Source organism: Pseudomonas sp. Pso3, from assembly GCF_055393275.1.
On record NZ_AP043687.1, the window covers coordinates 3,147,712 to 3,168,601 of the forward strand.

17 protein-coding genes are annotated in these 20,890 nt (G+C 66.3%); 7 read left to right on the forward strand and 10 right to left on the reverse strand.

Annotated elements, in window-relative coordinates; genetic code table 11:
* Positions 1–398: 398 nt before the first annotated feature.
* Entirely contained in the window at positions 399–1,754 is a 1,356-nt protein-coding gene (locus tag ACZ5R1_RS14885) for an MFS transporter (protein WP_044341410.1), read from the reverse strand.
* A gap of 53 nt (positions 1,755–1,807) precedes the next feature.
* The gene (locus ACZ5R1_RS14890; RefSeq protein ID WP_074584701.1) at positions 1,808–2,728 is read right to left on the reverse strand and encodes an SMP-30/gluconolactonase/LRE family protein; all 921 of its coding nucleotides are present in this window, start codon (positions 2,726–2,728) and stop codon (positions 1,808–1,810) included.
* 217 nt (positions 2,729–2,945) lie between these two features.
* Between ACZ5R1_RS14890 and ACZ5R1_RS14895 the strand changes: the two genes are divergently transcribed.
* The 4 genes from ACZ5R1_RS14895 to ACZ5R1_RS14910 are packed head-to-tail and all read left to right on the forward strand — an operon-like array spanning position 2,946 to position 6,796.
* Positions 2,946–3,989 carry an ABC transporter substrate-binding protein gene (locus ACZ5R1_RS14895; RefSeq protein WP_027596826.1) on the forward strand — a complete coding sequence of 348 codons (1,044 nt, stop codon included), beginning with the start codon at positions 2,946–2,948 and terminating at the stop codon, positions 3,987–3,989.
* 1 nt (position 3,990) lies between these two features.
* Positions 3,991–4,815, forward strand: a complete 825-nt coding sequence (locus ACZ5R1_RS14900) for an ABC transporter ATP-binding protein (RefSeq protein WP_464712467.1) — start codon at positions 3,991–3,993, stop codon at positions 4,813–4,815.
* Positions 4,808–5,686: an ABC transporter permease gene (locus tag ACZ5R1_RS14905; protein ID WP_027602768.1), complete on the forward strand. Its 879-nt coding sequence runs from the start codon at positions 4,808–4,810 to the stop codon at positions 5,684–5,686. The genes ACZ5R1_RS14900 and ACZ5R1_RS14905 overlap by 8 nt, the downstream gene beginning before the upstream one ends.
* 42 nt (positions 5,687–5,728) lie before the next feature.
* Positions 5,729–6,796, forward strand: coding sequence for an amidohydrolase family protein (locus tag ACZ5R1_RS14910; RefSeq protein ID WP_464712468.1), 1,068 nt, complete (start codon positions 5,729–5,731; stop codon positions 6,794–6,796).
* Here ACZ5R1_RS14910 and ACZ5R1_RS14915 read toward each other — a convergent pair.
* Positions 6,780–8,015, reverse strand: coding sequence for an alpha-hydroxy acid oxidase (locus ACZ5R1_RS14915; RefSeq protein WP_464712469.1), 1,236 nt, complete (start codon positions 8,013–8,015; stop codon positions 6,780–6,782). The genes ACZ5R1_RS14910 and ACZ5R1_RS14915 overlap by 17 nt on opposite strands.
* 84 nt (positions 8,016–8,099) lie before the next feature.
* Between ACZ5R1_RS14915 and ACZ5R1_RS14920 the strand changes: the two genes are divergently transcribed.
* The gene (locus ACZ5R1_RS14920) at positions 8,100–8,966 is read left to right on the forward strand and encodes a LysR family transcriptional regulator (RefSeq protein ID WP_464712470.1); all 867 of its coding nucleotides are present in this window, start codon (positions 8,100–8,102) and stop codon (positions 8,964–8,966) included.
* A gap of 44 nt (positions 8,967–9,010) precedes the next feature.
* Here ACZ5R1_RS14920 and ACZ5R1_RS14925 read toward each other — a convergent pair whose 3' ends face one another.
* Genes ACZ5R1_RS14925 through ACZ5R1_RS14935 form a run of 3 tightly spaced genes read right to left on the reverse strand, consistent with a single transcriptional unit; the run spans position 9,011 to position 11,921 of the window.
* Positions 9,011–10,519 (reverse strand): tripartite tricarboxylate transporter permease, encoded by a 1,509-nt coding sequence (locus tag ACZ5R1_RS14925; protein ID WP_464712471.1) that lies wholly within the window; start codon positions 10,517–10,519, stop codon positions 9,011–9,013.
* Positions 10,519–10,980, reverse strand: a complete 462-nt coding sequence (locus ACZ5R1_RS14930) for a tripartite tricarboxylate transporter TctB family protein (protein WP_027596833.1) — start codon at positions 10,978–10,980, stop codon at positions 10,519–10,521. Before ACZ5R1_RS14930 ends, ACZ5R1_RS14925 begins: the two co-directional genes overlap by 1 nt.
* On the reverse strand, positions 10,968–11,921 hold the full coding sequence (locus ACZ5R1_RS14935; RefSeq protein ID WP_042135634.1) for a tripartite tricarboxylate transporter substrate binding protein: 954 nt from the start codon (positions 11,919–11,921) through the stop codon (positions 10,968–10,970). Before ACZ5R1_RS14935 ends, ACZ5R1_RS14930 begins: the two co-directional genes overlap by 13 nt.
* Before the next feature lie 751 nt (positions 11,922–12,672).
* Here ACZ5R1_RS14935 and ACZ5R1_RS14940 point away from each other — a divergent pair.
* Entirely contained in the window at positions 12,673–13,407 is a 735-nt protein-coding gene (locus ACZ5R1_RS14940) for an IclR family transcriptional regulator (RefSeq protein WP_037007228.1), read from the forward strand.
* A gap of 326 nt (positions 13,408–13,733) precedes the next feature.
* Here the strand turns inward: ACZ5R1_RS14940 and ACZ5R1_RS14945 are convergent, their stop codons facing one another.
* From ACZ5R1_RS14945 to ACZ5R1_RS14960, 4 genes are all read right to left on the reverse strand, one after another.
* The gene (locus ACZ5R1_RS14945) at positions 13,734–15,602 is read right to left on the reverse strand and encodes a feruloyl-CoA synthase (protein WP_464712472.1); all 1,869 of its coding nucleotides are present in this window, start codon (positions 15,600–15,602) and stop codon (positions 13,734–13,736) included.
* A gap of 75 nt (positions 15,603–15,677) precedes the next feature.
* Positions 15,678–17,126: an aldehyde dehydrogenase gene (locus tag ACZ5R1_RS14950; protein WP_027596836.1), complete on the reverse strand. Its 1,449-nt coding sequence runs from the start codon at positions 17,124–17,126 to the stop codon at positions 15,678–15,680.
* Positions 17,127–17,165: 39 nt separating this feature from the next.
* A complete protein-coding gene (locus ACZ5R1_RS14955) occupies positions 17,166–17,996 on the reverse strand; it encodes a p-hydroxycinnamoyl CoA hydratase/lyase (RefSeq protein WP_027602761.1) in 831 nt (276 codons plus the stop codon).
* 106 nt (positions 17,997–18,102) lie between these two features.
* Positions 18,103–19,446 carry an MFS transporter gene (locus ACZ5R1_RS14960; protein ID WP_144960390.1) on the reverse strand — a complete coding sequence of 448 codons (1,344 nt, stop codon included), beginning with the start codon at positions 19,444–19,446 and terminating at the stop codon, positions 18,103–18,105.
* 378 nt (positions 19,447–19,824) lie between these two features.
* On the opposite strand from ACZ5R1_RS14960, the gene ACZ5R1_RS14965 reads away from it, so the two are divergent.
* Complete coding sequence (locus ACZ5R1_RS14965) at positions 19,825–20,883, forward strand: aromatic ring-hydroxylating dioxygenase subunit alpha (protein WP_074584707.1); 1,059 nt, start codon at positions 19,825–19,827, stop codon at positions 20,881–20,883.
* Positions 20,884–20,890: the final 7 nt, after the last annotated feature.

Consider the following 20,890-nt stretch of genomic DNA (forward strand, 5'->3'; position numbering starts at 1 on the left):
AAGAAAGGCAGCCTGGTGCTGCCTTTTTTATTGTGCTTCAGCCCAACGGGTATCCCGTTGACCTCAACCTGTCTCCCTGACCGAGCACGACAGGTCCGCAGGAACCAGGAACCAGGAACCAGGAACCAGGAACCAGGAACCAGGAACCAGGAAAGCATGGTCGCGGTTCGAAGGCTTGAGCCAACCAGCCTTGCGACGCGTCAGGAGGACATGACAAGACAGCCGGGTAAACCCCTTGCTGCGAAGAGGCGCGTTATAGATCGACGACGCCAGCTGCCGGCATCCCGCCAGCATCTCCTGCCCGGTCCTATCCGGAGCGCTGGCCTCTCGCCCAAGAGCAGCCAGCCGCAAAAGCAGAAGGCGGCTCATCGCCGCCCCCTTCCTGGCTCGCCCCTGAATCAGGTGCGACCCGCAGGCTCCAACCCGGTCCCACCAACTGGCTTCACCGGCGCCCGGCGACTCGGGTCGCCCAGCCAGAGCATCATGACGACACCCAGCGCCAGTACCGAGGCCACCACGTAGAAGGGACCGGAGTAACTCTGGGTCGCATCCTTGACCAGGCCGATGGCGAAGGGCCCGACGAAGCCGCCGAGGTTGCCGATCGAGACGATCAGCGCCAATCCGCCCGCTGCCGCCCGACCGGTCAGGAAGCTGGAGGGAATGGCCCAGAAGGTCGCCTGGAAGGACAGGATGCTGGCCACCGTCACGCTCAGACAACTCATGCGCAACAGCGGATCGGCCGAGAGCGCAGCGCCCACCAGACCGCAGGCGGCCAGCCCCAGAGCGCCGGCCACATAGGGCAGTCGGTGCGCACTCAGGTTGGCCTGCCGCGCCCAGAGGGTCATGGCGACAGCGCCGAGGATATAGGGGATGGTCGCCACCAGTCCCACGGTGGTGTTCTGCATGCCCAGGCTCTTGATGATCTGCGGCATCCAGATCCCGATCCCCACGGAGCCGACGATGCCGCAAAAGTTGATGGCGGCCAGCACGAAGACCTTGGGATTGGTGAGGGCAGCGCGCAGGGTGGAGCCATGGGCCGCGCCTATCTCGCGCTGCTCGCGGGCCAGTCGTTCGGTCAGCCAGGTGCGCTCGCGAGTCGACAGCCAGCGCGCCTTGGCCGGCGAATCCACCAGCACGAAAAGACAGAGGATACCCAGCAGTACCGCCGGCAAGGCTTCCACCACCAACAGGAATTGCCAGTTCTTCAACCCCATGAAGTCATGGATGTCCAGCAGGAAGCCCGACAGCGGCGAGCCGATGATGTTGGCGGTGGGGATGCCCAACAGGAAGGCGGCGGTCGCCTTGGCGCGCCACTTCCCCGGGAACCAGTAGGTGAAGTAGAGGTAGACCCCCGGGGTGAAGCCGGCCTCGGCCACCCCGAGCAGGAAGCGCAGGATGCTGAAGCTGACCGGGCCGGTGGCGAAGGCCGTGGCCATGGAGATGAGGCCCCAGCTGATCATGATCCGGGCGATCCAGATCCGCGCGCCAAAGCGCTGCATGAGCAGGTTGCTGGGAATCTCGAAGATGAAATAACCGAAGAAGAACAGACCCGCAGCCCAGCCGAACATGGTTGCCGTCAGGCCCAGGTCCTTGTTCATGCTGATGGCCGCGAAGCCGACGTTGGTGCGATCCAGATAGCTGATCACATAGCAGGCGAAGATGAACGGCAGGATGCGCCACAGGGCGCGATGCAATACCTGTTCGCCTTCGGCATCGGTCAAGGGCGGCTGGCCGCCCAGCGGGGTCTGACTCATGGATAACCTCTGTTGTAATTATTGTGGAGCTGACAAGGGCGCCGGAGCGCTGTTTACAGATGAGAGAACAGGGGTAGGCCCCGTACGCTGGTCTCCACCCGCAGGATGCTGCCGGTCTCGGATTCGGTGATGAACAGACTGCTCCCCTCGGGGCCGCCGAAGGCCAGGTTGGTGTTGCTGATGCCCGCGCAGGATTTCAACCGCGCCAGGGGCTCGGCCACCTGCGACAGCTGCCAGACCGAGCCGAAACCGGTATGGGCGATATAGAGGTTGCTCTCCTCATCCAGCGCCAGGCCGTCCGGACCACCGAGGCCACCGTGGAGCTGGGCGAAGACCCCGACCTTGCCGATCAGCGAGCCGTTGCCCAGGGGAATACGCCAGATCTGCTGCGCACGGGTCACCGCGATCAGCAGGTGGTTGAGCCGCGGATCGAAGACGATGCCATTGGGGCTGGGCACCGTGTTCAACAGACAGCTGAGCTGGCCGTCGGCGCTCAGGCGATAGATCCGGCCGCTGGCATCCTGCAGGCCGGTCTGGCCCTGGTCGGTGAAGTAGAGATCCCCGGCCGGCGAGAACACCAGGTCGTTGACCCCCTTGAAGCCTTCCGAGCCGGCGCTGCCCAGTAGCGTCTCCACCTCGCCGCGCAGCGGATCGAGCAGCAGGATGCCGCGCTTGTAGTCGGCGATGAAGATGCGCCCGTCACGATGGATCTTCAGGCCATTGGGCCAACCGTCGTACTCGCAGACCAGTTCCCACTCCCCTTGGGGATCGATGCGGAAGATGCGCCCATTGGGGATGTCGGTGACATAGAGATTGCCCTGTCGATCGAAGGAAGGCCCTTCGAGGAAGGAATCGATCGCCCTGCCCTGGCGGTTGGCATCCGCCCAGGCCGTGCGCTTCGGCTGGCGATAGCGATCGGGCAGGCGGGTGAAGACAGCGGTTTGGATAGTCGGCGGCGCAGCGAAAAAGCTCATGACCAAGCACCTGAGAGAGGCTGAAGCCCCTCGGCAAAAAGGGCTATGCAATTTTATTTTTAACGAAATGCCGTTGCAAAAATAAAACACTCAAGGCCAATTGCAAGCAAAAGTTTTCAGCTGACGAAGGCTGCATCCTCAAGGCTGCTTGACAGGCACGGCTTTTCTAAATACTCCTTAAAAGAAATGGCATTTCAAAAATAACAAGGAGAACGCCATGCTGCACCCGTCCGGTCGCTCATCCCGTCCCGCCCTGCGTCAGCTCGCCCGCGTCCTGGGTCTGGCCGCCAGCCTCACCTTGGCTACCGTCCTCCCGGCTCAGGCCCAGACCGAACAGAGCCAGGTCACCCTGGCCATCCAGTACGGCTACGCCTATCTGCCCGTGACCCTGGCGGACAAGCTGGGCTTCTTTCGCGAGCAGGCCAAGGCCGCCGGCCAGCCCGACACCCAGTTCGAGATCAAGCGCATCAGCGGTTCGCCGGCTATCAACGACGCCCTGATCAGCGGCAACATCGACATCGGCGGCTACGGCCTGCCCGGTACCCTGGTGGCCTGGCAGAAGACACAGAAGTCACTCGATATCCGCGCGCTCTGCGCCCTTGTCGCCGGCGACAACGCCCTGTTCGTCAACGACCCTTCGATCAAATCACTCAAGGACTTCAAGGCCGACCAGAAGATCGCCGTGAGCTCTCCCACCGGCCAGCAGGCTCTGCTGCTGCAGATGGCCGCCGAGCGCACCTTCGGCCCGGGCCAGGCACACCGGCTGGACAACCTCATGGTGGCCCTGCCCCATCCCGACGCCACCGCCAGCCTGCTCAACAAGGCCGGGATCACCGGCTACATCGGCCCCAACCCCTACAGCTATCTGCTGGCCAAGGACGCCAAGGTCACCAAGCTCTTCGACTTTTCCAAGGAACTCGACCTGCGCATGACCAGCGGGGTGCTGACCACCACCGGCAAGTTCGTCAAGCGCAACCCGAAACTCAGCGCCGCCGTGGTCGCCGCCATCGGCCAGGCCCAGGACTTCATCAAGGCCGAGCCGCGCAAGGCTGCCGAACTCTTCCTGCAGTCGGAGCCCTCCAGCCTGAGTCTCGATCAGGTGGAAGAGATGCTGCGTGGCGTCAGTGGCGAATGGTCGGTGCAGCCTATCGGCGTCATGACTCTGGCCACCTTCATGGTCGGCAGCGGTGCTCTCAAGGAGGCACCGCAACGCTGGCAGCAGGTCTTCTTCGATCCCGTGGCCACCGGCGAGGGCAACTGACATGAACGCCGTACCGACCTCCGCACCCACCGCCGTACCGGATAGCCCTGCCTGCCTGCTGCAGGTCGAAAATGTGACCCTGCAATACAAGACCCGCGAACAGCTGATCACCGCGACGCACCAGGTGTCCTTCGCGGTCCGCGAATACGACCGCTTCATCCTGCTCGGCCCCTCGGGCTGCGGCAAATCCAGCCTGCTCAAGAGCGTCGCGGGCTTTCTCGAACCGGCGGCGGGCCACATCCGCCTCCAGGGCAAGGACGTCCGCGAACCCGGTCCGGATCGCATGATGGTGTTCCAGGAATTCGACCAGTTGATGCCTTGGAAGACCGTACTCGGCAATATCCTCTTCCCGCTCCAGGAAACCCGGCGCTTCCCCGCCGGCGAATTGCGCGACCGCGCCCGGGCCGCCGCGGTCAAGGTGGGCCTGGAGAAATTCGTCGATGCCTATCCGCACCAGCTCTCCGGTGGCATGAAGCAACGCGTGGCCATCGCCCGCGCCCTGGCCATGGAGCCGGCCATCCTGCTGATGGACGAACCCTTCGCCGCCCTCGACGCCCTCACCCGGCGGCGCATGCAGGAGGAACTGCTCGGGCTCTGGGAGCAGTCGCCCTTCACCCTGATGTTCGTCACCCACTCCATCGAGGAGGCCATCCTGCTCGGCTCGCGCATCCTGGTGCTCAGCCCTCATCCCGGCCAGGTCCGTGCCGAGCTCGATGCCAGCCAGTACGGCTTCCGTCAGCAGGGCGCCGCCGGCTTCACCGCCTTCCACAATCGCATCAGCCAGATGCTGTTCGGCCCCAACGCCAGCGAGACCGCCCATGACTAAGCCCGCCGTCATCCTGCAACCGCGCCCGGACCTCGAATACACCCCCGTCGCCCCCGGCCAGGTCGGCGACATCGCCCGGCGCCTGGGCCTGGCCGAGCGCCTGTTCGCCCAGGCCGGCGTGCGCCGCACCCTGGTGCTGATCGCCCTGGCGCTGATCTGGGAGGTCTATGCCCGCTATCTGGACAACCCGCTGATGTTCCCGACCTTCAGCGACACCGTCGTCGCGCTGTGGACCGATCTGGTCAATGGCGCCCTACCCCTCGCCGTGCTCAGCTCGCTCAAGGTACTGATGGTGAGCTATGGCCTGGCCATCGCCCTGGCGATGCTGCTCACCACCCTGGCCGTATCCACCCGGGTGGGCACCGATATCCTCGCCACCCTCACCGCCATGTTCAATCCGCTGCCGGCCATCGCCATCCTGCCGCTGGCCATGCTCTGGTTCGGCCTCGGCGTCCAGAGTCTGATGCTGGTCATCGTCCACTCGGTGCTCTGGGCGGTGGCGCTCAACACCTACTCGGGCTTCCTCTCGGTCAGCCAGACCCAACGCATGGCCGGGCGCAACTATGGGCTGCGCGGCATCCGCCTGGTAGCCAAGGTGCTGATCCCGGCGGCGGTTCCCTCGATCCTCGCCGGCCTGAAGATCGGCTGGGCCTTCGCCTGGCGTACCCTGATCGCCGCCGAGCTGGTGTTCGGCGTCTCCGGCAACTCGGGTGGCCTGGGCTGGTACGTCTTCCAGCACCGCAACGCCCTGGAGACCTCCAATGTCTTCGCCGGCCTGCTGATGGTCATCATCATCGGCCTGGTGGTGGAAGGCCTGGTGTTCCGCAGCATCGAGGTGCTCACGGTGCGCCGCTGGGGCATGCAGAATTGACTCGCCCCTCACTATCCAAAAGCCTTCTCCGGAGCCGTCGCCATGGCTGAGGCTCCGGCTTCCCCCCACGCCCCGGTCCGCGAGGCCTGGCTGGCCCAGGTCCAGGAACCGATCCTGGAGCCCGAGCTGCCCATCATCGACGCCCATCACCACCTCTGGGACCGACCCGGCCAGCGCTACCTGCTGCCCGAGTACCTGGCGGACACCGGTAGCGGCCATCGCATCCTGGCCTCGGTCTATGTGCAGTGCCGGTCGATGTACAGCGCGGACCGGGCCGCGCCCTTCGATGCCGTGGGGGAAGTGGAATTCGCGGCCGGAATAGCGGCCCAGAGCGCCAGCGGTCTCTATGGCGAGAGCCGGCTCTGCGCCGCCATCGTCGCCGGCGCCGACCTCCGCCAGGGCGAGGGGATCGTCCCGGTTCTGGAAGAAATGCAGGCGCGCAGCGGCGGACGCCTGCGCGGCATCCGCAACGCCACTGCCTGGCATGGCGATCCACGGCTGGTGTCCAATCCACGGCCACCGCCGGCGGGCATCCTCATGGATGAGCGCTTCCACGAAGGCGTGGCCTGTCTTGCCCGGCATGACCTCTCGCTCGACATCTGGGCGTACCACACCCAGCTCGACGAGGTCCTGGCCCTCGCCCGCAGATTCCCCGACCAGTTGATCGTCCTTGATCATTTCGGCGGCCCGCTCGGCGCCGGACCCTATGCGCACCAACGCCAGGAGGTGTTCCAGACCTGGTCCCTGGCCATCAGGGAACTGGCCAGGTGCAGCAACCTGCGCCTGAAACTGGGTGGCCTGGGCATGAAGGTCGGTGGCTTCGCCTTCGACGAGAGAGCCACGCCGCCCAGCTCAGCGGAGCTGGCGGACCTGTGGCGGCCCTATGTGCTGACCTGCGTGGAAGCCTTTGGCGCCGAGCGCTGCCTGTTCGAAAGCAATTTCCCCGTGGACAAGGGCATGTTTTCCTATGGGGTGCTCTGGAACGCCTTCAAGCGCCTGACCAAGGGCTGGGTCAAGGATGACCGGGCAGCGCTGTTCAGCGGCACGGCCAAGGATACCTACCGCCTATCATCAAATAGCAGATCGGCCGTGGTTACCGCACGATCCTGAGGCTGTCGCGACGGACCTCGCCGGGACTCTGGATCCCCAGCAGCGCCATGTTGCGCGACAGTTCGGTGGCCAGGATGCCGATCGCATGCTTGATGCCCGGCTGGCCGCCCACGGCACCGGCATAGTTCATCGGTCGACCGACGAAGACGAAGGTCGCCCCCAGGGCGAGCGCCATGAGGATGTCACCGCCACGGCGGAAGCCGCTGTCGATCATCACCGGATAATCCGAACCGACCGCCTGGACCACCTGCGGCAGGATGGCGAGGGGCGCGACACTGCCATCCAGCTGGCGTCCGCCGTGGTTGGAAACGATGATGCCCTCCACGCCGACCTCCCGGGCGCGCACGGCATCCGCCGGATCGAGGATGCCCTTGACCACCAGGGTGCCCGGCCAGTGGCGGCGGATCAGCTCCAGATGCCGCCAGCTAAGGTGATCGCGGGCGCCGAAATCGCGCATCACATTGGCCGACACGATGGGCGCGCCACGGCCGACGCCGGAATTCTCGAAGTGCGGCATGCCCCGCCGGAGCAGGGTGCGCAAGGCGGTACCCAGCAGCCAGCGCGGGTGGGTGATGCCCTCCCCGGCCAGGTGCAGATCCGGCTTCAACGGCGTGGAAAAGCGTGCGCGAATCAGATTCTCCCGATTGGCCGACACCGGTACGTCGGCGGTGACCACCAGCGTCTTGAAACCGGCGCGCTGCACCCGCTCGAGGAGAGCGAGGATCTTGGCGTCTTCGCCCGGCACATAGGCCTGGAACCAGGCGTCCGGATTTTCCTGCACCACCGCCTCCATCGGCAGCAGGGAGGAGCCGCTCATGATCGCCGGAATATTGGCCTCCCTGGCCGCCCGGGTCTGGATGAGGTCACCCTCGAAGGCGGTGAGGGCGCTGATGCCCATGGGCGCGATGCCGAAGGGCGCGCTGTAGCGCTGCCCCAGGAGCGTCGTTTCGAGGCTGCGCGCCGAGGTATCGGTGAAGACGCGCGGGACCCAGGCATAGCGATCGAATCCCGAGCGGTTCCCGTGCAGCGACTTTTCCTCTTCCGCGCCACCGCTGACGTAGGCGAACAGCGGCTTGGGCAGGAAGCGGCGAGCGGCCGCCTCGAAGTCATCGAGGGACAGAATCGTCCGCAGGCGCCGGGGTATCCGGTAGCCGCCGCTGCCCTTGGGCAGGGTGTGGGACGCCAAGGGATAGTCTTGCAGTCTGCTCGTCTGGTTCATGCCGCTGGCCTCGTTTTGGCCATCTTAGGCGCCCGACCCGCCAAGAAAAGTTATTCTTCGTCGATCCAAAGACGAGAAAAACTCATGAAGATCGAAGCCTTCCTGACCTTGCAGGCGGCAGTGGAGCGCGGCTCCTTCGCCGCCGCCGCGGAGGCGGTGAACCTGACCCCCAGCGCTGTCAGCCTGCAGATCAAGCAGCTCGAGGCCTACTTCGGCCAGTCACTGTTTGATCGCTCGGGTCGGGCGGTGCAAGCCACGGGGTTCGCCCGACAATTGATCGACACCATGGCCCGGCCGTTGGCCGATCTCGAGAAGTTGCGCAATAAGCGCGCCCAGCCGCTGACCGGTCGCGTCCGTCTCGGGGTGACGGGTTCGGTCCTGACCACCCTGCTCCCCAAGGCGGTCGCCGAACTGCAGCAACGCGCTCCCGGCATCACCCTGCAACTGGAGCGGCACAATACGCCCGAATTGATCGCCGCCCTGAAAGCGGATCGCCTGGATGCCGCCATCCTGATCAGACCACCAGGCGGCGGCTCGGCCCGGCTGCATTGGCATGACCTGCTCCGCGAGCCGCTGGTACTGGTGGTGCCAGCGCAGCTCGCGCCCCTGGAGCCAGAGGCGTATCTGCGGCGCTATCCCTGGATCAGGCTGGATCGCAAGCTGGTGGTCGGTCGCCTGGCGGCGCGCTTCGTCGATGGCCTGGTGCCCCAGTGCGAGGCCCTGCTCGATGTCCCCAGCGCCGACGCCATCGTCGCCATGGTCGGCCTAGGTCTGGGCGTCTCGGTGCTGCCGCGACTGCGCCCGGAACACCTGGGGCCCTATGAGATAAGGGAGGTCTCCCTCGGCACCGCCGCGCCCACTCGCCAACTCGCCATGGCGCGTCGCAAGCAGGACTCCGAAAGCGCCTTGCTCGACACCATCGCCCAGACCTTCGACGTCGCCTGCCGCTAGCACGCCGAGGGGGCGGCGAGCTCAGCCCGTCGCCCCCTCCCCGCTCAGGCCTCCTCCTCCTGGAAGGCCTCCTCCCGCTTCCGGCGAAACGCCGGCAACACCATCATCACCAGCAGCATGGCCGAGGCGGCGAACAGGGTGGCGCTGATCGGCCGCTGGACGAGCACGGACGGATCCCCCTGGGAAATCAGCAGGGCGCGTCTCAGGTTGGTCTCCAGCAAGGGGCCGAGGACGAAACCCAGCAGCAGCGGACCCGGCTCGCACTTGGCCTTGCGGAACAGATAGCCCAGCAGCCCGAAGATGATCACCAGGGCGACATCGAAGCCGCGGTTGTTGACGCTATAGACCCCGACGCAGCAGAACAGCAGGATGGCCGGGAACAGCAGCCGATACGGCACCTGCAGCAGCCGCACCCAGACGCCGATGAGCGGCAGGTTGATGACCAGCAGCATCAGGTTGCCGATCCACATGCTGGCGATCAGACCCCAGAACAGCGCGGGCTGGTTGGTGATCACCGAAGGCCCGGGAGTGATGCCGTGGATCATCATGGCGCCGAGCATCATGGCCATGATCGAGTTGGACGGGATGCCCAGGGTCAGCAGCGGGATGAAGGACGACTGGGCGCCGGCGTTGTTGGCCGACTCCGGCGCGGCGACGCCCTCCACCATCCCGGTGCCGAATTGCTCCGGCGTCTTGGAAACCTTCTTTTCCAGCGAATAGGCGCTGAAGGCGCTCAGGGTCGCACCGCCGCCCGGCAGGACGCCGAGGAAGGTCCCCAACGCCGTGCCCCTCAGGGTAGCCGGCCAGGCCCTGCGGAAGTCCTCGCGGGTGGGCCACAGCCGGGTGATCTTGCCGGCCAGGGTGCCGCGGGCTTCGCGGGATTCGAGGTTGACGGCGATCTCGGCGATGCCGAACAGGCCCACCGCGATCACCACGAAGTCGATGCCGTCGTAGAGATCGGTGGAACCGAAGGTCAGGCGCGTGGTGCCGCTGCTGACATCCATGCCCACCATGCCGAGCAGCAGTCCCAGGCAGACCATGCCGACCGCCTTGATCACCGATCCGCTGGCCAGGATGGTCGCCGCCAGCAGGCCGAAGACGGTGAGCGCCACGTATTCCGCCGGCCCGAAGGACAGGGCGAAGCGCGACAGCACCGGGCCGGCCACCGCCAGGGCCACGGTGGCGACGGTCCCGGCGAAGAAGGACGCCAGGGCGGCGGTGGCAAGCGCTGCTCCCGCCCGCCCCCGCTTGGCCATGGCATGGCCGTCCAGCGCCGTGACCACCGCCGAGGCCTCGCCCGGCAGATTGACCAGGATCGCCGTGGTCGAGCCGCCGTATTGCGCACCGTAGAAGATGCCGGCGAGCATGATCAGGGCGGCCAGCGGTGGCAGGAAGTAGGTGATCGGCAGCAGGATCGCCACGGTGGCCGTGGGCCCGATGCCTGGCAGCACGCCGATCAGGGTTCCGAGCAGGGCGCCGATCAGGCAGAACGCCAGGTTGGTCGGGCTCATGGCTTCGGAGAAGCCCAGGTAGAGCGCGTCGAAGATCTCCATCAGAAAGGCCCCACACGCATTTGGACATCCAGTCCATAGATGAAGACCAGCACGCCGAACAGGGTCAGCACCACGCTGGAGATCAGCACCTCGCGCAGCCGCCACTCGCGGTCGGCCATGCTGCCGAAGATCACCAGCCCGGCCGCCGCGACGATGAAGCCGGCATACTCGGCCGCCAGGGCGAAGCCGCCGACGGAAGCCAACAGGATCAATAAAGGCCTGAGCTGTACGGCGCCGATGGATTCCGCGTGCTGCCACAGGCCCAGCAGACCGATGACGACGCCGAGGATGATCACCAGCGAGCCGACCAACACCGGCAGATAGCCCGGCCCCATCATGGCCGCGCTGCCGAACGGCAGATCCTTCGACGACCAGAGCACCAGCGCCCCCAGGCCGATGAAGATGGCACTGGCGAGCAGGTCGGGGCGGCTACCGCGCGCCGCGCGTGTCACTGCACCCATGGCGAGACGCTCCACAGCTTCTGGTAACCCGCGAGCTGCGCCGGCATCTGGGCGGCCCAATCCTCGCCGGACAGATAGGCCAGCGGCAGCGACAGGTCCCCGGCCTGCTTGACGAAGGCCGGATCCTCGATGACCTCTTTCACCGCCTGCGCCATCCGCTGCTCGATGGCCTCGGGCACCCCGGACGGGGCGGCGATGCCCCGTTCGGAGGTCATGACCAGGTCGACGCCCTGCTCCCTGGCAGTGGGTAGATTGGGCTGCTGCGGCATGCGCTCGGCGGAGAATTGCGCCAGCACGCGGAAGTCGTCGTCCGCGTTCATCTCGCTGATGTTCTGCCCGGCCGCGCTGATATGGCCGCCCATCAGGGCGGTGCGGGATTCGGAAGCGCCGCTGAAAGGCACGTGGGTGAGCTTGATGTCGGTCAGCTGCTGCAGCTCCACCATCATCAGGTGGTCATCCGTCCCCACGCCGGAGGTACCGACCGAGAACTTGCCGGGCGCTGCCTTGGCGGCCGCGGTGAAGTCGGCCAGGGTCTGGTAGGAGGAATCCTTGGGCACCGCCAGCACCGTGGGATCGTCGACGATGCGCGCCACCGGGCGAATCTTCGCCGGGTCGTAGCCGACCTTGCGCTGCACGCGGGTACTCAGGAAGCCGGGGGTATTGATGAAGGCGAAGGTGTAGCCATCGGGTTTCGCCTTGCTCAGCATGGTGTAGGCGATCTCGCCCGCCGCGCCGGGGCGGTTGACGATGACGATCTTTGCGCCCAGGCGCTTCTCCAGATAGGGCTGCATCGCGCGCGCCATGACATCGGTGCTGCCACCGGGGGCATAGGCGACCAGGAATTCGATCGGCCGGTCTTCCGGCCAGGCGGCCTGCGCACTGAAGGAGCTGAGGGACAGCGCCAGGAAAGAGGCAAGCACAGCACTCGCGGTCTTGGTCATGGATAGCTCTCTATTGTTTTTGTTGGAATGGACGTGGCCAGGCGTCACGCGCGGCAGCGGCGTCCAGGGCGACGCTGCCGGCGTTGACTGATCACGGAATAGCGTTTCCGGCCGCAAGGAAGATCTCTCGGCCGGCACCCGTTGAAGCAAGATAATGGAATGCCATTTCGTAAACGAGACAAGGCATTGGCTACGCTGCCGAAAATTCGTAACCAAAAAAGTCCTATCAAGCCTTTTACGGCCTAACGGTCAGCGTGAGCCAGGCTCCTGAAGCCGCCAAAAAATATACTTTGAAATGATATTTCTTTTTTAAAGGATCGCTCATGAATTCCCACAGCTTCACTCGCCAGCCCGGAACGCCCTTCCCACTTCAAAAAGGAATACAGGACCCATGATGAGGGCCGCCGGCCTGGTCATTCGTTGCCTGGAAACGAGGATGCAATACCTCTTCGGCATTCCCGGGGGAGAGAGCCTGGACTACTCCGAGAACGACCGGCTCCTGCGTCAGGAGATCAAGGAACGCAGCGCGGCGATCTGAGCGGCGGCGCAAGCAAAGCAATGCCCTGACGGCATGATCGGGGCATTGGTGGACGCTCACCTCGGGGCGGGTGGGCCATTGCCATTGAAATGTCTAGCTATCAATAAAGGCGGATAGCAGCGCCTGGACAGCTGACCGGTGTGAGTGACTCACTAGGCGCACACCGGGCGCTCGCGGATAATGGGGCGATAGCTGCCCTTTAGGAACACTCGCTTGAACACCAACCGTCCTCGCCCAGGCGTTTCCGGCGTTGCCTCTGCTGATCGCGTCTTGACCGTTCTCACCGCCTTTCGCATCGGCGATGCCGCCCTGAGTCTCGCCGAACTGGCCAATCGCACCGGTCTGATCAAGAGCACCATCATGCGCCTGGTGGTGTCCCTGGAAAAATACGGCCTGGTGACCCGGCTCGCCGATGGCAACTACATCCTGGCCAGCGAGGTCGTGCGCCTCAATGCCGTCTACCAGGACTCCCACGATGTCGGCCGCCACATCATGCCGCGGCTGCATCAGCTCACCGAAGAGAGCGGCGAAACCGCCTCCTTCTATGTACGACACGGCGCCTACCGACTCTGTCAGTACCGGGTGAATTCCCCGCATCGCCTGCGTCTGCACCTCCAACCCGGCGACATGCGTCCCATGGACCAGGCGGCCGGGGCCCAGGCCCTGCAGACGCCCTACGCGGTGGCCAAGGCAGGGATCATCCCCTTCTATTCCTGCGGTGCCACCGATCCGCACGCCTCTTCCGTCGCCCTGCCCATCTATGACGCCCAGGAAGAGCTGCTGGGTGCTCTGGTGATCTCGGGGCCGGCCAATCGCCTCAGCCTGGAACGCGCCCAGACCCTGTACGAGGTCCTGCGCGAAGCCGCGGATGAACTCACCCGCAGCCTGGGCGGCAAGCCCCTGTACGGCACGGATCAGGCGAAGCGCAAGCCACGCAAGGATGAGTGATCGGGCATAAGGGCCGGCGGCCCCTGGAGCCAGTCTCCGCCGCCCTTGCGTAACGCCCTTCTTCCACGGAAGAGGGCTGGGGTGAGGGATGTCGTCAGCCCCCCTTGTAGGGCTTCGCTACGCTCAACCGCAACCTACGAACGTCGCGCAGTGGCACTGAACGCCCCCTCTCCCTCTTGGAGAGGGCTAGGATGAGGGATGTCGTCAGCCCCTCCTTGTTGGGCTTCGCTACGCTCAACCGCAACCTACGAACGTCGCGCAGTGGCACTGAACGCCCCCTCTCCCTCTGGGAGAGGGCTGGGGTGAGGGCGACCCCAGCCGCCGAATTACACCCTGATCAACAGCGGCGCCGTTCCCCTGTAGCAGGCGTCCAGCCGCTCGGCGCGATGGGCCAGGACGCTGCGCTGGTTGAGTGAGCCCTTGTCGGTGATCTCGCCGCGGTCGGCGGATGGTGGCTCTTCCTGCAGGGCGATCCATTCCAGGCGGCTGGCGTTGCCCGAGGCCTCGCGATTGAGGCGCCCCAGCCAGGCGGCGAACCAGTCCTGCACCGGGGCGCTGGCCAGTACCGTGGCGGCATCGACCCCATTGTCCAGCCCGGCCAGTTGCCGGCAGTCCGCCAGGCGCGGAAAGACCAGCAGCCCCAGGCACTCGCGATCCGGCGCCGCCACCACCACGTCCTGCACCAGCGGCGTCCCCTCCAGCACCGCGCGATTGCGCAGGGGACCGACGCTGACGAAGACCCCGGACGAGAGCTTGAAGTCCTCGGCGATGCGACCGTCGAACATCAGGCCCAGTTGCGGATTGGCCGGATCGACCAGCTTGAGCGCATCGCCCGAGCAGTAGAAGCCTTCCTCGTCGAAGCAGGCGGTGGTCTGGGCGGCATCGCGCCAGTAGCCGGGCATGATGTGCGGACCGCGGAAGCGCCCTTCCAGCTTGCCGTCCACCGGTACCAGCTTGAGTTCGCAGCCCGGCGCCGGCACCCCGACATAGCCGGCCACCGACAGCGGGCCGGTGGTGAAGGTGCAACTGGGCGAGGCCTCGGTCATGCCCAGGCCGGCCATCATGCGGATGCGTTCGCCGCAGTGGGCCTCGGCGATGCGATCCAGGCGATCCCAGACGCTTTGCGACAGCCCCGCCGCGGCAAAGAAGAACAGTCGCATGCGGGCGAAGAAGCGCTCGCGCAACCTGGCGTCGCGCTCCAGCGCATTGGCCAGCTCCTCCCAGCCGCGCGGCACCGTGAGGTAGGCGGTGGGCGATACCTCCTGCAGGTTGCGCAGGGTTTCGCCGAAGCCCTGGGGCGTCGGCTTGCCCTCGTCCAGGTAGAAGGTGCCACCGTTGTAGAGCACGATCCCCAGGTTGTGGCTACCGCCGAAGGTGTGGTTCCAGGGCAGCCAGTCCACCAGCACCGGCGGCTCTTCGCCGAACACCGGAAAGGTCTGCAACAGCATCTGCTGGTTGGCGCAGAGCATGCGCTGGGTGGTGGTCACCGCCTTGGGCAGCTTGGTGGAACCTGAGGTGAAGAGAAACTTGGCGATGCTGTCCGGCCCGGTGGCGGCGAAGGCGCGCTCGGCGGCGGCCAGTTCGCCGCGGGCGAGCAGCGCCGCGAAGGCCAGGGTGCTGCGACCCTGCACCTGGCCGCGGGTCGCGATCACCGGTACGTCGGCGGGCAGTACGGCATCCAGCGCCTTCTGGAAGGCCGGGCCGTCGCTGACGAACACCAGCGCCGGCTGCAGCAGACCGCAGACATGGCGCAGCTTGGCGTGGTCCTGGGACAGCAGCGCATAGCCGGGTGACACCGGGCAGAAGGGAATGCCGGCATAGAGCGCCGCCATGGCCAGCTGCAGGTGCTCGGGGTCGTTGCCGGAGAGAATCGCCAGCGGACGCTCGGCGCAGAGGCCGAACTCCAGCAGCGCGGCGGCCAGTTGGCGCACTCGCTGCAGCATCTCGCCATAGGAAAATTCGCGCCAGGCGCCGCCGGCGTCCCGCGCGGCGAAGAAGGTGCGGTCCGGTGCCACTTCGGCCCAGTGCAGCAGGCGATCCAGCAGCCGCGGCGGCGGTGGGGTCAGGGCTTCCTGGGAGGCCATGTAGAGCAGCCCCCCGCGCTCTTCCACCGTGACCCCGGGGTGGCCCAGGGTCACCGGGCGATAGCGCAGCGGCTGATCGGCGGGCGCGCGGGTTTGCGTGACGTGACTCACCTTGAATTCTCCTCTGGGCTGGCGCCCGGAGGCGCCTCTTATTGTTGTTGCAACAGGAGCTAGGGACTGCGGACGCTAGATCGGGTAGTGACGTGGCCCCGTCTGCAGCGTCACCCAGCGCAACTGGGTGAAGTGGTCGATGGAGGCGCGCGAACCGAAGCTGCCGTAGCCGCTGGACTTGACGCCGCCGAAGGGCATCTGCGCCTCGTCGTGCACCGTGGGGCCATTGATATGGCAGATGCCGCTCTCCACCCGCTGGGCCAGCGCCAGGGCGCGAGCGGTGTCGCGGCTGAAGATGGCGGACGAGAGACCGAATTCGGAGTCGTTGGCCAGGCGCAGCAGGGCTTCGTCGCCCTCGGCACGGATCACCACCGCGACCGGTCCGAAGGATTCCTCGGCATAGAGCTGCATCTCGGCGGTGACGCCATCCAGCAGGGTCGGCTGGAGGATGCTGCCGTCGAGCTGGCCACCACAGACCAGCCGGGCGCCCTTGCCCACGGCGTCGTCGATCATGGCCTTGATGCGGGTGCCGGCGCTGGCGTCGATCAGCGAGCCCAGCACCGAGTCGGCTGCACTGGGATCACCCGCCTTGAGGGTGCGCACCTTGGCCGCCAGGCGCTCGACGAAGGCGTCGGCGATACGGCTGTCGACCAGCAGGCGCTCGGTGGACATGCAGATCTGCCCCTGGTTGAAGTAGGCGCCAAAGGCTGCCGCGGCGACCGCGGCATCCAGGTCGGCGTCTTCCAGCACCAGCAGCGGCGCCTTGCCGCCCAGTTCCAGCACGGCGGGCTTCAGATGGCGCGCCGACAGCTCGCCAACGATGCGACCGACCCGGGTGGAGCCGGTGAAGTTGACCCGCCGCACCGCCGGGTTGGCGATCAGCCGTTCGACGATGGCCGGGGCATCCTCCGGGGCGTTGGTGACGACGTTGACCACGCCGTCGCCCAGCCCGGCGTCCTGCAGCACCTGGCCGATCAGCCGGTGCACGCCCGGACTCTGCTCCGACGCTTTGAGCACCACGGTATTGCCGCAGGCCAGGGGCATGGCCAGGGCGCGGGTCCCCAGGATCACCGGTGCGTTCCAGGGCGCGATGCCGAGCACCACGCCACAGGGCTGGCGCAAGGCCATGGCGAAGCTGCCGGGGACGTCGGAAGGGATGACTTCGCCCTGGATCTGGGTGGTCATGGCCGCCGCCTCGCGCAGCATGTTGGCGGCCAGGTGGACATTGAAGCCGTACCAGTTGGCCATGGCCCCGGTCTCCCCGGCCAGGGCGACGAATTCGCCACTGCGCGCCGCCAGGCCATCGGCTGCCGCCAGCAAACGGCGGCGGCGCTCGCCCGGCGGCAACGCGGCCCAGGCGGGAAAGGCGGCCTGTGCCGCGGCCACCGCGGCGTCGGCATCGTCCAGGGTGGCGGCGGCCACCGTGGAGACCACCGCACCCGTCACCGGATGGCAACGCTGATAGCTGCGACCGTCGCCGGCCGGGCGGCTGGCGCCGCCGATGAGCAGGGATACCTCGACCATGACGCTACCTCTTGTTGTTGTATGTGGGGCGGTGGCGATCTAGCGCTTGTAGGTCTGCAGACCGGGCTTGATGCTCTTGTCGTCGAGGAATTGCTTCATCCCCTGCTCCCGCCCGCCTTCCGGATCCTGCAGGCGCGACTGGTCGAGCTTGGCATAGAGGTAGTCCTCGTTCTGCTCCCAGGTCAGCTCGCGGCAGCGCTTGAAGCCGACCTTGGCGGCGCGCAGCACCACCGGATTCTTGTCCAGCAGCTCGCGGGCCAGGGCGGTGGTCACCTCGCGCAACTGGTCGCGCGGCACGCTCTGGTTGACCAGGCCCATGGCCGCGGCCTCGGGACCGCTGAAGGTCTTGCCGGTCATCACATAGTAGAGGGCGGTGCGATGGCCCACGGTGTCGGCCAGGGCCTTGCTCACCAGGTTGCCCGGCGGGATGCCCCAGTTGATCTCGGACAGGCCGAAGGTGGCCTCGTTGGCGGTGATGGCCAGGTCGCAGGCCACCAGCGGACTGAAGCCGCCGCCAAAGCACCAGCCGTTGACCATGGCGATGGTCGGCTTGGCGTACATGCGCAACAGCTTCCACTGCCACTGGGAGGCTTCGCGACGAATCTTTTCCTGCAGGATCTCCGGGCCGGCATCGGTCTCGCGGAAGTATTCCTTGAGGTCCATGCCCGCGGTCCAGGCCTCGCCGGCACCGGTCAGCACCAGCACGCCGGCACTGGCGTCCTGCTCCAGGGTTTCCAGCACCTCGACCATTTCGCGGTTGAGGGTGGGGCTCATGGCATTGCGTTTTTCCGGACGATTGAGCGTCACCCAGGCGATACCGTCCTCGATGTCCACTTTGACCGTCTGCCAGCGTCCGTCGTAACTGCCCATGGCGTGTGCCTCTTGTTGTTGGGTGGGTATGGCACTGAAGCTACGCCAGGGAATTAGTTAAGTCAATTAACTATTTTTGGCAAAATGATGACCCTGCCAAAAGCGGCTAGCCCAGCGCCTTGCCCGCGGACACGCTCAAACCTGCTGACGTCGGCCGTCCTTCGGGGCGGGTCAGCAGGAGCAGCAGCCCCGCCGCGACGAAGACGCCAGCAAAGACCAGGTACAGCCGCAGCGGCGGCCACCCGTTATCGAGCAGCAGTCCTGCTACTACCGGCGAGAGAATGGCGCCCAGGCGACCAATCCCGATGCCCCAGCCCACCCCGGTGGCGCGCACCTCGGCGGCATAGGCCAGTGCCGGCAGCGCATAGAGTCCGGCGACGCAGCCATTGGCGAAGAGCCCGATCAGCAGACCCATGGCCAGGGCGCCCAGGTAGGAACTGCCCATATGGGCGAAGGCCACCAGCAGCAGCGCGGTGGTCAGCATGAAGCCGCCCAGCGCCCGGGACAGCGGCAGGCGAGCGAACAGCAGACCCACCAGGGCGGCGCCAAAGATGCCGCCCACGCTCAGCAGCACGCCACCGGCCACCCCCTGCTGCTCGGAAAGCCCCAGGGTGGTCAGCAGCTTGGGCGTCCAGCTCATGATGAAGTAGAAGCCGAACATGGCCAGAAAGAACAGCGTCCACACCAGCAGGGTGGTCCGCCGCAAGGCCGGAGCCAGCAGCCGGCCAACGGTGCCGGCGGCGCCGGGGCCTTGCACCTGCGGTGGCAGCGCGGCGAGCTCAGGCTGGCCAAGTCGCCGGGCCAGGCGATTGACCTGCACTAGGGCGCTGACCGGCCGCCGCGTGAGCAGAAAATCCAGCGATTCCGGCAGACCAAGGAGCACCAGTGGCAGGGCGCCCAGGGTGATGAGGCCACCCGCGCAGAAGACCGCGCGCCAGCCCCAGTGCGACAGCAGCCAGACCGCCAGCAAGCCACCCAGGGTCGCTCCCAGCGCATAGCCCATGCCCTGCAAGCTGACCGCCAGGCCCCGCCAGCGGCGCGCCGAATATTCGCTGGCGATCACGTTGCTGCTGGCCAGCACTCCCCCCACGCCCAAGCCGGTAAGGCCGCGCAGCAGTGCCAGTTGCAGCGGCGACCCCGCCAGCGCCGAGAGCAACATGCCGATCCCCGAGAGCAGCAGGCAGACCAGGATCAGCCGGCGGCGCCCCCATCGATCGGCCAGCGGCGCCAGCAGCAGCGAACCGGCCGCCATGCCGACCAGGCCGGCGCTGAGCAGCAGCCCGACCTGAGCGCCGGAGAGTCCCCACTCGCGGGAAACCGAGGCCGCGGTAAAGGCCATCACCAGCACATCGAAGCCATCGATCATGTTGAGCAGGATGCACACCAGCACGGCCAGGTACTGGAAGCCGCGCATAGGCCCTCGGTCGACGATCTCGCGCAGATCGGTCATAGCCCACCTCGCGCAACGAGCAGGTGACGGCGACCGCGCGGGACGCGCCCGGGATTGGACGGAAAGAGAGCGAGGCGTACTGACATGGTGAGCATCCTTGGGTTCTTGTTGTTGGAATCTCAGCCCGCTAACGCTGGCAAATATGGATCCAATCCACAAGATGCCGCTGCCCAATCGAATCCAGGCGCCAGCCTCTGTCCTGCCCGGAAAGCGCTGGCCGATCAAGGCTATTCCGTCCTGTAAGAGCCCGTACCTCTGATCAATTAGCGGGCGATTATCGAGCAGCAATCGCCCTCGACGACCTGGCAGCCGCATTGACACCCCTAAAGACCTCAATCGATCATTGGATCCAATAGACAACAACAAGAGGTCCCATTCATGTACCCGAAGAACGCCTGGTACGTCGCCTGCACCCCCGACGAAGTGCAGGACAAGCCCCTGGGCCGCCAGATCTGCGGCGAACCCCTGGTCTTCTATCGCGATGCCAAGGGCCAGGTGGTGGCCCTGGAAGACTTCTGCCCCCACCGCGGCGCGCCGCTGTCCCTGGGCTTCGTCCGCGACGGCACCCTGGTCTGCGGCTATCACGGCCTGGAGATGGGCTGCGGCGGCAAGACCCTGGGCATGCCGGGGCAGCGGGTCGGCGTCTTTCCCGCGGTGCGCCCCTATGCCGCCGTCGAGCGGCACGGCTTCGTCTGGGTCTGGCCGGGCGACCAGGCCAAGGCCGATCCCGCGCTGATCCCCCGCCTGGAATGGGCCGAGAGCCCGGACTGGGCCTATGGTGGCGGCCTCTATCACATCCAGTGCGACTACCGGCTGATGATCGACAATCTCATGGATCTCACCCACGAGACCTATGTCCACGCCTCCAGCATCGGCCAGAAAGAGATCGACGAGGCGCCGCCGGCCACCCGCGTCGAAGGCGACGAGGTCATTACCAGCCGGCACATGGAAAACATCTCCGCCCCGCCCTTCTGGCGCATGGCCCTGCGCGGCAACGGCCTGGCCGATGACGTCCCGGTGGATCGCTGGCAGATCTGCCGCTTCACCCCGCCCAGCCACGTCATGATCGAGGTAGGCGTGGCCCATGCCGGCCATGGCGGCTACGACGCCCCGGCGGCGGTCAAGGCCGCCAGTGTGGTGGTTGACTTCATCACCCCCGAGACCGAGACCTCCATCTGGTACTTCTGGGGCATGGCGCGCAACTTCAAGCCGGACGATGCCGAGCTCACCGCCAGCATCCGCGAGGGCCAGGGCAAGATCTTCGGCGAAGATCTGGAAATGCTCGAACGCCAGCAGCAGAACCTCCTGCGCTATCCCGAGCGCGGCCTGCTCAAGCTCAACATCGACGCCGGCGGCGTGCAGTCGCGGCAGATCATCGACCGCCTGCTGGCCGCCGAACAGGCCGCCACCGGCATCCCGGTCCGGCAGATCGCCTAGGAGACCT